Source organism: Sandaracinus amylolyticus (assembly GCF_021631985.1).
Classification (GTDB): Bacteria; Myxococcota_A; Polyangia; order Polyangiales; family Sandaracinaceae; genus Sandaracinus; species Sandaracinus amylolyticus_A.
Genome location: NZ_CP070225.1, coordinates 297229 through 309087 on the forward strand (window position 1 = coordinate 297229; position 11859 = coordinate 309087).

General features: G+C 71.8%; 4 protein-coding genes. All 4 read right to left on the reverse strand.

The genetic code is table 11. The features are described 5' to 3' along the window. Positions 1-109: 109 nt before the first annotated feature. Complete coding sequence (locus tag I5071_RS01235; RefSeq protein ID WP_236520021.1) at positions 110-3733, reverse strand: Ig-like domain-containing protein; 3624 nt, start codon at positions 3731-3733, stop codon at positions 110-112. A gap of 12 nt (positions 3734-3745) precedes the next feature. Next, positions 3746-7510: an Ig-like domain-containing protein gene (locus I5071_RS01240; protein ID WP_236520022.1), complete on the reverse strand. Its 3765-nt coding sequence runs from the start codon at positions 7508-7510 to the stop codon at positions 3746-3748. Positions 7511-7615: 105 nt separating this feature from the next. Continuing rightward, positions 7616-9616 carry a hypothetical protein gene (locus tag I5071_RS01245; RefSeq protein WP_236520023.1) on the reverse strand — a complete coding sequence of 667 codons (2001 nt, stop codon included), beginning with the start codon at positions 9614-9616 and terminating at the stop codon, positions 7616-7618. A gap of 35 nt (positions 9617-9651) precedes the next feature. Then, the gene (locus tag I5071_RS01250) at positions 9652-11832 is read right to left on the reverse strand and encodes a hypothetical protein (protein WP_236520024.1); all 2181 of its coding nucleotides are present in this window, start codon (positions 11830-11832) and stop codon (positions 9652-9654) included. Positions 11833-11859: the final 27 nt, after the last annotated feature.

The window sequence follows — 11859 nt, forward strand, 5'->3', positions numbered from 1 at the left end:
GGCAGACGATCAGCGTGCGCGCACGGGAGCGCGTACGTCGTGAGGCTCGGGATCTCGGCATGGCTCGGTCCTCCTCGGCGAGAGGAGGACCAAGCAGGGGCGATGCCGATCAGCGCGCGATGCGATACCAGGCGCCGAGTGGATCTTCGTGGGTGCCGAAGAAGAGCAGCTCGCGGGCCGCGCGGTCGTAGCCCATCGCGAAGTCGCCGCTGGCGCCGTCGAAGATCATCCCGAGATACCGGGGCGTCGCGCCGCCCGGATCGGCGATGACGTGGATGTCGCCCGAGGTTCGGACGTACGCGTAGCGCGGCGTGGTGCCGGCATCCAGCTCGATGGCCAACGTGTTGTTCGTCGCGGTGCCGGTCGGGAAGCGCCAGACCAGCTCGGGTACCGCCGGGGAGTCGCCGAGATCACTGCGACGCACGCGCCACAGACCCCAGTACGACGCGCTCGTCTCGCCGGTCGCGCCGGCGAGGTAGAGCCAGGTCTCGTCGGCCGCGAGCCCGCGGATCTCGAACACGCTTCGATCGATGGTCCCCAGGCGCGCGGCGTTGCCGGGGGTCGTCGCCGACCACGCGAACACTGCGGCGGAACGTGTCGCGGCGCTGGAGGAGCGGCGATCCACGGTGAAGAGCTGGGTGCCGTCGGTCGCGAGCGTGGACGTGGGCGCTTCCCATGCGCCGGTGGTCTCCCAGAAGACGGGTGACCAACGCGCGGTGGCGTCGGCGAGACGGAACAGGCGGGCCGCCGTGCTGGCCCCCGTGCCGCCGTTCGCGAGCGTGAAGAGCTGTTCGCCGATGGTCACGGTGCCGCTGCCCATCGTGCGCCCGTCGACGTCCTCCCGAAGGATCGAGGCGCCGGGCACGCGAGGGCCCTCGATGATCCCTGCGGTGCCGAAGTGCGTGTAGAAGCGCGTCGGGGTGGTCACGAGCCAGCCGTCTCCCGCGATCCCGGTGAACGACCAGGGCGTCCCGTAGAGCGACGGGCGATCCACGCCGCTGTGGGTCGCCGGCTCGAGGCCCACGCCGCCGTAGTCGATGGGCTCGATCGAGAGCGAAGTGATCGAGGGGCCCGTCGTCACCGCGACGCAGAGCCGCGTCCCGACCGGCGCGAAGCGATAGAGCGCCGTCGTGCTCGCATCGGTCGAGCAAGGTCCGGTCGCGGTCGGTGCGTCGACGAGAGCGATCGCGCCACCGGCGTCGGCACGCAGGTGCGTGAGCTCCTCCGTCGTCTCGAACGAGTACCAGGTGACGTTCTCGCTCGGAGCGAAGCACGAAGGCGCGTCGTAGCGAGCCGCGTGCGTCGGCGTGATCGGGACGGTCGCGCCCGGCGTGATCGGGATCGCCGTCGCGCAGCTCGAGCCGGGCGCGGTCGGTGCGGGCAGCTCGCGGATCTCGACGCGTGCTCCGGTGAAGCCCGCGTTGAAGCTGCTGCGCCCGAGCCAGAGCGAGACCGGGCCCGCGGGCGCGCGCGCCGAGAAGCGTCGGCCGGTCGACGTCGGGATGGCGGCCTGGCAACCCGCGCGCACCGCGCCGGGCTCATCGGGACGGCAGCCACCCGCGACGACCTCGGCGTACGCGGTGCTCGCCGCCGGATGCACGAACACGTCGAGCACCGAGTCCTCGGCTTGCTTCTGGTACGTGAGCACGACGTCGTCCTGCACGATCGGGGCGCACGACATCGCCTGGTAGGCCGCGTTCGTGTTGCTGATGTCGGCAGACACGCCGCCCGACGCAGGCACCTCGAACACGTGCGGCGCGTCCGGCGCGCTCGGCGGCGTGTAGATCGCGCTCGACTGATCCCAGGGCTGGTCGCAGCTCTGACCCTCGACCGCGTCCGCGACCTCCTCGATGGCGACGCGGATGTCGGTGGCGCTGCCGGTTTCCGTGGAGACCCAGACGTAGTAGTCGCCCGCGGGCACGTCGAGGACCATGTCCCAGTTGTAATTGTCGGTCGCACAGCGCAGCCGCGCGGCGGCGGCGAGCGGGTCGCGCGGGTTGCACACGCCGTGGAAGACCTCGACGTTGGCGCCGTTCGAGCCGACGAACGTGCGGATGCGGAGCGCGCGCCCGTTGCCCGACGGATCTCCGGTCGCCGGGGTCGTCTTGCGCACGAGGATCACCGCGTCGGTCTCCGCGACGCCGTCGGCGTCGCAGTACGCGCTGCCGCTGTAGCGCGTGCGCTGGGCCCGCGTGACCACGAATCCGTTGAGGCCCGCGCCGTTTCCGGCGGGAAGCGGCGCCGCGAGCTCCATCAGCAGCGGCTCGTCGCAGGACGCACCGGTGGGCCGCGCGATCGAGAAGTCGAGCACGCCGTCAGCGAGGTACGCGTGATCGATCGAGACCGTCGAGCCACTGCGGTCGCGCAGCGCGCGCACGTCGAGGTGATGGGTGCGTCCCTGCACGAATGCGGTGCCCGGCAGGACCAGCACGGTGCCCCCCGCTTCCCAGACGCCGGTCAGCGTCGTGGTCGCGCCGCTGCTGTCGGTCTGCGTGACGTCGGCGAAGTCGGTGTCCATCGCCTCCGAGAACGCGAGGCGGACCTCCTGCATCGGGATCGGCACGTTCATCGCGCCCTCGACGGGCGTGCTGGCGACGACGTAGGGGATGAACGCGTCCGAGCCGGTCACGAAGTCGAGGTGACCGTCGTGGAGGTACGGCTCGGCGGCGACGGCGTTGCCCGCCGCGTCGCGCAGCGTGCCCAGATCGAGCGTGTGCGGCGCGGCGAGCGCGAGCGCACCGCGGACGTCGACGTGCGCCGTGCGCTGGTCGACCCACGTGATCGGGCGCGAGGTGACGGTGCCGCCCGCGTCGAGCGGCACGTTCGCGGCGCGGGTGTCCATCGCCTCGTCGAATTGGATCTCGATCACACCGCCGAGGTCGGTCGACGAGACGTCGACCTGGCCCTCGTTCGGGCTCGACGCCACGACCTGCGGCGCTTCGTCGTCGGCGCGCGTCGTGAAGTCGATCTCGGAATCACCGAGCATCACGGTGCCGTCGAGCGGCGTGCCTGCGCGATCACGGAAGCCCTCGAGCACCACGCGATACGCGGTCGCGTTCGCGAGGCCCTCGATCGCATAGGTCACTGCGTCGGCGCTCCACGACGGGCGCGACGCATCGATCGAGCCCGCGCCGCCCTCGAGCCGCACCGTTCCGGCGCCCTGGTCCATGGGCTCGCTGAACCGGATGCGGAGCGACGCGGTGCGGGCCGAGACGTCGTTCGCGCCTTCCGCAGGCGTCGTGCTCACCACGGTCGGCGACTCGTCGTCGATCGTGCTGAAACGAAGGACGAAGGGGCGCTCGAGCGCGTTGCCGGCGCGGTCCGCGAAGTCGTCGGAGAGCCGGATCTCGATCTCGGCCTCGGCCGGCCACGCCGCGGCAGGCGCGATCGTCAGCTCGTCGCCGTCGAGCTCGATCATCGCGTCGTCGACGTGGACGCCGTCGGCGCGCACCTGCATCGTGCCGCCCGCGCGCATCGCCTCGGAGAAGCGCACGACCACGGCGGTGCCGCGCGCGATGTCGGTGGCGCCCTCGACCGGCATGGTGCCGATCACGCGCGGCGCCTCGAGGTCGGGCGGCGCGCCGCCGTCGCTTCCGGAATCGATCGGCAGCGGGCCGCCATCGGCGGGCGCGGCGCCGTCGTCGTCGCCGCAGCCCGCGAGCGTGAGGAGGACCGAGACGAGGGCGCACGTCGCGCGTGCGGTCGCGGAACGGAGCAGGGTGTGATGGGACATCGAAGTCATTCCTCAGCGCACCTCGACGAACGTGCCGTCGGTGCTCGTCTCGGTCTCGAACATGAAGAGCGCGGGGATCGCGGGGTCGATCGCGAGGCCGTGATCGCTGCTCCGTCCGCGGAGGATCACCGGCCCGGCGTAGATCGGCGTGGGGCTCGACGCGTCCCACACGGCGTAGATGCCGCCCTGCGTCGACGTCGTGCGGAAGTAGAGGACGTCGCGCGTCTCGTCGTAGGCCATCGAGCCGTTCGACGAGCTGAACGAGAGACCGGCGGCGAGCGCGATGGGCTGCGGCGGTGCGCTCAGGTTCGCGCGCGGGATGCGGTACACCGTCCGGCCCGCGTCGCCGTTGCCGATGACGAAGACCCAGCTCGCGTTCGCGGCGATGGCGACGACGTCGCGGATCGCAGCGTTCTCACCGGGGCGCAGCACGGCCTCCGAGGTGGTCGTCGAGGCCGTGTAGAAGATGGTGGGAACCGTCGTCGTGCCGGCGCTCGCGAGGATGAAGCGGTTCTCGCCGGAGATGAGCGCCATCGCGCGGATCACCGCGGTCGTGTAGAGCGAACCGGTGTCCCACGGGGTGCCGGCGGCGGTCACGCCACCGCCCGTGTCCACGAGACGGAAGAGACGCCCCGGGCGATTGGTCTCCTCGACCGAGAAGACGGTCTCGCCGACCGATACGCCCGCGTTGCCGATCGCGAAGCGATCGACGGGGACACGGCTCGCGTTGTCCATGCCGACGCGCGGGGCGGCGATCAGCGCCGCAGAGGTCGTGCCCGGGTTGATCCCGAGGTAGAGCTGGCTCGGCGTCACCGAGAGCCATGCCTCGCTCGTGATCGAGATTCCGACGCCTGCGTCGTCGACCGGGCGATTGATCGCGAGATCGGTCGCGTTCCCGGTGAGGCCGCGCCAGTCCAGGCTCTGCACCGAGAGCGCGCTGATCGCGCTCCCGGAGGGCACCGCGATGCACACGTCCGTGCCGACCGGCGCGCGGCGGGGCAGCGGGACGCCCGTGAGGTCCGTGGGGCACACGAGCGTGTCGCCGCTCGTCGGGTCGACCACCGCGACGGGCGCGACGCCGGTCGCGCCGACCAGGCTGACCTCGTGCGTGCTCGTGAAGCGGTACCAGGTCACCGGACCGCTCGAGATGCAGCTCGGCGGGAAGTAGCGCGTCGTCGCGGCGGGCGTGACCGGCGTCGTCATCCCGGGCGTCAGCCGGATCGCGGTGCCGCACGTCTCGCCGGGCTGGGGCTCGACCTCGCGGACGACGATGTCGGCGCGCGGGATCGCGGCATCGGGGTTCGCCGAGGCGACCCAGATCCACGTGGGGCCGGCGGGCACGTCGAGCTGGAAGCTGCGCGGCGACGTCGTGCGCGACGTGCACTGGAGCACGCCGCTCGCCGAGCCTCCCGCGCACTCCGAGCGCGCTTCGACGTACACGCCGTGGCGATCGAGGAGCGTGTCCATCGGGAAGGGCTCGATCGACACGTCGAGGAACGAGGTCGCGCTCTCCTTGTCGGCGCGGATGACCACGTCGGGCCCGTGCGTCGTCGTGCAGGTGATCGCGCCGTCACCGCGCGTCGACGTGCCGTAGTCGGACGAAGTGCCGGCGTTGTGCTCGATGTGCCAGCGGTCCGCGCCGTCGTCCGTCGTGTGGTTGGGCGACGCTGCGGTGTACGGCGCGCTGCACGACTCGCCCTGCGGCACCGCGTCGACCTCTTCGACGCGGATCGTCGCGCCCACGAAGGTGCCCGAGCAGCTCGAGCCCGAGCACGAGTACGCGGTCTCGTTCGAGACCCAGAGGTAGTAAGTGCCCGCGGGCCCGTCGAGGTACTGCTCCCACTGCAGGCTCGCTGCGAGGCAGGCGAGCCGCGTGGGCGTGGTGCCGCCCGGCGCCGCGGGATCGCACCCGCCCGAGAGCACTTCGAGCTGCACGCCGTTGAACTCGTCGGCGCTCGTCGCGGTGATCCGGAGCGCGCGGCCTCCGCTCGCGACGTCGGGAGTCGTCTTCACGATCTCGATGACGCCGTCGAGCACGGGGGTGTTGACGCGACACGAGGGGTGACCGTTCGCGGTGCGGAACGCACCGCCCTCGAGCGTCCACACGAGCGCGTCGCCGTCACGGCTCGCCTCGGCGCTCGTCAGCGGGTCTGCGCAGTCCTCTCCGGTCGGCGCGCCGGTGCGGAAGTCGAGCTTCGTGTCGACGAGGTACGGATGCGAGGGCGGAATCGCGTTGCCGCTGAGATCCGTGCTCGCGCCGAAATGGACCTCGTACGCGGTGCTGGGCACGAGCGGCGCGTCGAGGGTCATCGTCGCGCGGGTTCCGGCGGCGTTCCACGTCGCGGTGAGCTCGCGGACGTCCGTGCCTCCCCGCAGGTCGAACCGAGTGAGCGTCGTGTCCATCGCCTCCGAGAAGAGGACGTCGACGGTCGCGGTGCGCGGGGAGACGACGCCGCCCTCGACCGGCGTCGTGAACACGACGAAGGGCAGCGCCTCGTCAGCCGCGCTCGTCGTGAACGCGAGCACGCCGTCCGCGAGGCCCACGGCGCCGTCGAGCGCGTTGCCAGCGCGATCGCGCAGCGCGCGCAGGTCGAGCCGGTGCGTCGCGTCGATCGTCAGACGCCCGCTCACCGCGAAGGTCAGCGTCGTGCCGTCGGCGCTCCAGTTGCCGGTCAGCGTCTGCGTGGCGGTGCCGTCGTCGAGCATCGCGGTGCGCGCCGACGTGTCCATCGGCTCACTGAGCTGCAGTGTGATCGTGCGCAGGAGGGCGATGTCGACGTCGCCCTGCTGGTGCGTGGGGTTCGAGTCGACGAGCGTGGGCGCGATCTCGTCCGCCGCCGTCGTGAAGTCGATCGCTCCGTCGGCGAGCACCGGCGCGCCGTCGAGCGCGTTGCCGGTCACGTCCTCGAAGCCCTCGAGCTGCACGCGGTAGGCGGCGTCCTGATCGAGGCCGGCGATCGCGACGCTCAGCTCGCTCGGGCTCGCCCACGTGCGCGCGCCGATCGCGCCCGCTCCACCTGCGATCCGCAGCACGCCGAGGTGCGGGTTCATCGGCTCGCTGAAGCGGATCGTGATCGCGGCGAGCGTGGGATCGATCCCGGTCGCGCCCTCGGCGGGCGCCGTCTCGAGGACCGAAGGCGCGGCCGCGTCGGTGGTCTCGAAGACGAACGCGTAGGGCTCGGCGAGCGCGTTGCCCGCGACGTCGCGGAAACCCTCGGCGCGGATCGCGACCTGCGAGCCGCTCGGCCACGACGTGGCGGGCGCGACGCGTACGACGTCGCTCGCGTCATCCCAGGCGGGCGCGGCCAGCGCGATCACGACGTCGCCGACCGCCGCGGTGATGGTGCCCGCGGTCTCGTCCATCGGCTCGCTGAAACGGAGCTCGACTTCGGCGCCCACGGCGACCAGCGTCTCGCCATTGCGCGGGCGGGTGGAGGTGACGCGAGGCGCCTCGCGCTCCGGTCCCGCGTCGCTGCCCGCGTCGATCGTCGGGCTGGCGTCCACCTCGGACGGCCCCGCGTCGTCGCGCGGGATGGTCGTGTCGTCGTCTCCGCACGCGCTCGCCATCAAGGCGCACGTCGCCGCGAGCGTCGCGAGCGCGCGACGCCGAGCCCACACCGGGTTCCTCATGCTCACTCCACCGGCGCGCTGCGCGCGCACCGAGCCATCGTCTGCAGCGGTGGATGTCGATCCCGCCTTCGGCTCAGGCACGTCGCAGATCGGCTCGTGCGGTCGTGAGTGTCCGCACGTAAGTCGTGACGGAGCACGGATGCACACCGGAGTGCGACGACCGACGCGCGCGTGCGCTCGTGTGCATGACGGAACGCGAGCGCGCCGCCGGCGCGAGGCCGACGGCGCGCGTGCGTCGATCGAACGCCGTGATCAGCCGAAGATCGGCGGCTCGATCGTGGGCGGCACGAGGAAGTAGACGGTGCGCGAGTCGAGGATCGACCCGTCGCCACGCACCGTGACGCGCGCGCGGAACACGAGCGGACGGTCGCGGGCCTCGATGCGATCGTTGTCGCGCGCGACGACGTCCCAGCACACCGGGGTTCCGGGCATGAGCGAAGGATACGAGTCGCGGAACCCGTCGCCGTCGGTGTCGGCGGTCGAGTCGACGATCGTGCAGCCGCCGCCGCCGCTCGCGTTCACTTCGATGCGATCGACGAACTGAAGCGCGTCTCCGTCGTCTCCGTCGACCTCCGCCGACTCGATCGCCACGAAGATCGGGCGATTGCGGGCGATGTTCCGGATCGCGTCACTGACCGCGGCGGTGACCGCGGCCTCGCTGCCCTGCACGTAGAGCGGGGCGCCCGAGGCATCGAGTGAGTTCGACGCGCGCGCGATCGCCTCGAGGTGCATGCGGGGCGATGCGCTCGCATCCGCGTCGACACCGACGAAGAGGATCTCCTCGGCGCGAAGGCGCGTGCCCGCCGCGACCGCGGTGTTGACCGGACAGCTGCCGCACTGGTTGGTCTCGTCGGTGATCGTGACGAGCATGCGGACCGCATCGCGGCGGAACGCGGGGCAGCCGATGCCGCCGGGCGTGCACTCCGCGCCGCTGCACGCGGTGGGATCGGCCACGCACGCGACGCTCTCGAAGAGCGACTCGTCGGCGCCGCCGCCGTTCGCCGACGTCGGGATGCGCATGCGCGTCATCGCGGGGTCGGGCTGGAGCTGCAGCAGGTTGCGGTAGCTCGACGGGTTGCCCGAGTAGACGCCGACGCCGGTCCAGATGTCGGCGATGCAGCCGGTGATCTCGGGATCCTCGATGCAGCGTCCGGCGGCGCTGCACACGTAGGGCGCGGCGCAGCCGATGTCGCCCGCGCACGACGCGCCCGACTCCGCGCACGTGAGCTCGTCGATGATGGTCTCGACGGCGCCGCGCATCGACGCGATCTCGGTGCTCATCGAGCCCGTCGTGTCGAACTGGAAGTAGACGTCGGCGTACTGGATGTTCGTGCGGAAGAGCAGCGTGTCGCGCGCCGGCTCCGCCGCCTCCTGGTAGGGCATCACGAACACGAAGTCGCCGCGGGTGCGCGGGCTCTCCGCGATGTTGTTGGGATCCGTGCCCGCGCCGACCTCGATCAGGTCCGAAACGCCGTCACCGTCGCTGTCGGGCTCGAGACGATCGGTGCCCTCTTCGAGCTCGATGCCGTCGGGGAGGCCGTCGTTGTCGGCGTCGCGATCGCGGAAGTCGGCGATGCCGTCCTCGTCGGTGTCGATCGGCACGGTGCGCACGTCGGCATCGCCCGCCTCGTCGGCGTCGACGACTCCGTCGTCGTCCGCGTCGAGATCCCACCAGTCGGGCGTGCCGTCTCCGTCGGAGTCGAAGCCGAACTCGTGTCCGTCGAGGATCGCGTCGCCGTCGGCGTCGACGTCGCGGAAGTCGGGCGCGCCGTCGTCGTCGTGATCGGCAGGGAAGTCGGTGCGGTCGCCGAGCTCGCGCTCGTCGGTCACGCCGTCGTTGTCGTCGTCGAGATCGGCGGCGTCGTGCGTGCCGTCCTCGTCGAAGTCCTCCGTGCCCTCGCGCGCGTCGGGGATGCCGTTGTCGTCACTGTCGAGGTCGCGGAAGTCCGCGATGCCGTCGCCGTCGGAGTCGCGCGGGCCGGTCGTGAGCACGCCGTCTCCCGCCTCGAGCGAGTCGGGTAGGCCGTCGTTGTCGCTGTCGGCGTCCTCGAAGTCCGGCGTGCCGTCACCGTCGGTGTCGACGCGCAGGAGGGCTTGTTCGTCGGCGTCGGCGATCGTGTCGCCGTCGGTGTCGCGGCTGAAGTCGGTGCCGCCGTCGTCGCTCGCGGGAGGAGCGCCGTCGTCACACGCGACGAAAGGGAGCGCCAGCGCGCACACCAGCGCGAGGCGGAGAAGGAGCGAGAGCGTTCTCATCGGAGACCTCGAGCAGCTCGGGAAGAAGCGAGGGATCAGGGATCGGCGAGGTACGCGACGATCGAGTAGGGACCGACCGCGCCGCGCGAGGACTCGACGACGACGTAGTAGGTGCCGGCGTCGAGCGTGCGGTTGAGCAGCGCGGACGGGCCGCTGGTGCAGGCGAGATCGCTCGAGGGCGTCGCGCAGTCGCTGCGCAGGCCGATCGTGAGCACCTCGGAGCTGCCGTCGGTGCGGCGCGCGACGAGGGTCACGTTGCGGCGCTCGGTGAGCACGAGGCGGTGGATCGCGTCGGGGCTCCCCTCGGCCGCGCATCCGAGCACGTCGTCGGCTGCCGCGAGGAGATCGGCGGTCGCGGGCACTCCGTCGACGAGCTCGGTCGCGCCCGCGCAGGTGTCGTTCGCCGGCGGGAACGTCGGGGGCTCGAGCCGCGCGCTCGCGACGATCGAGCCGCTCGCGAGCGCGGTCGACACCGTCACGTGGTAGGTGCCGGCGGGCACGCGCAGGAGGCGCTGCTCGATGCGCGGCGTGCCGTTCGCGCAGCTCGTCTCGGTGGTGAGATCACCGCAGTCGCTCGCGACCGAGACGTAGTGGATGCCGCCGACCTCGGTGGTGAGGACGACGTCGCGGAGCTCGGTCGTGGTGAACGAGAAGCTCGCGTCGCGCGACGACGTGGTGTTGCCGCCGCAGGTCGTGCCGTAGTCGATCTCGACCGAGCTCAGCGGCACCGAGACCATCGCGTTCGTGATGTCGATCTCGGAGCTGCACGCGTCGCCGGGGTTGCGCATCGCGGCCGGCTGGATGTCGGCGACGAGCCGCCACGTCGTCGCGGCCGTCGACGAGCTCTCGAGCAGCACGTAGTAGACGCCGGGCGCGACCGAGCGGCGGAAGATCTCGGCGCTCGCGCGCTGCACGCACGCGACGGCGGTCGAGGGGCTGGTGCAGTCGCGGACCAGCGAGAGATACGTCGTCGTGCTCGACGTCGCGGTCGTGCTCGCGGTGAGGCGCACGTCGCTCGGCTCGGTGATCACGAGGCGGTACGCGACGTCCTTCGCCGTGCCGGTCGCGCGGCACGAGAGCGTGTAGTCGTGGTTCACGTCGGCGAAGAAGCCGGTGAACGTGCCGCCCGCCGAGATGTCGACGGTCGCGTCGTTGCACACGTCGACGCGCTGGATCGGCGTCGCCGTCATCTGCGCGAGGGTCAGCGAGAACGTCGAGCCGGTGCTGGTGCGCACGATGACCGCGTAGTCGCCCGGCGCGAGATCGCGCGCGAGCACCTCGTTGTCGCGGCAGTACGCGTCGGGGCCGGCCGTGCACGAGGCCCAGGGACGGATCGCGACCGAGCCCGCGCCGCTCTCCACGCTCAGCGTGAGCTGCACGTCGGCGCGCTGTTCGAGGTGGATGCGGAAGACGGTGTCCACACCGGTCGGACGGCAGCCGAGCGCGTAGTCGTTCGCCGCTCCGCGCGTCGTACGCACGTAGGTGCCGGGCCCCGGCAGCGTCTCGGCGGTCGCGCAGGTGTCGTTCGCCGCGCCGCAGGTCGGATCGCGATAGTCGCTGAGGCCGTCGCAGTCGTCGTCGTACGCGTTGCCGCAGACCTCCGTACCGCCGGGCGAGATCGCCGCGCCGACCACCGGATCGTCGTTGCAGTCCTCACCACCGCAGCGCTCGTCGGCGAACCCGTCGCCGTCGAGATCGCGCGGCACGAACGCGCAGCCCGTCGCGGGATCGCAGGTGCCGACGGTGCACGGATCGCCGTCGTTGCACGTCAGGCGCAGGCCCGGGCGGCACCCGAGGCCGGGCACGCACGCCTCGGCGCCGTTGCAGAGATCCTCGTCGGCGCACATCTCGTCGCGTCCGACGAACTCGCAACGGTTCTCCTCTTCGTTGCAGCTGTCGACGGTGCACTCGATGTCGTCGTCGCAGGGGGCCTCGTGCTGGATGCACGTGCCTTCCATGCAGACCTCGACGCCGTTGCAGAAGCAGCCGTCGTCGCACTCGCTGGTCGAGCTGCACGACGCACCCACGGTCGAGTCGGGCGTGCACTCGCGCGGGCCGGCGTCGGGCGCGACCTGCGCGTCGCGATCGCCGCCGTCGAGCATCGCGGCGTCGGACCGCATGGGGTCGGGCCGGCCGTCGCCGATGGTGCAGCCCGCGACGAGCGCGGAGGCGAGCGCCATCAGCGTGACGAGCGGTCGGAGGGAGCGTGCGTGCATCTCGAGGTCTCCAGGAGCGCGTGCGAG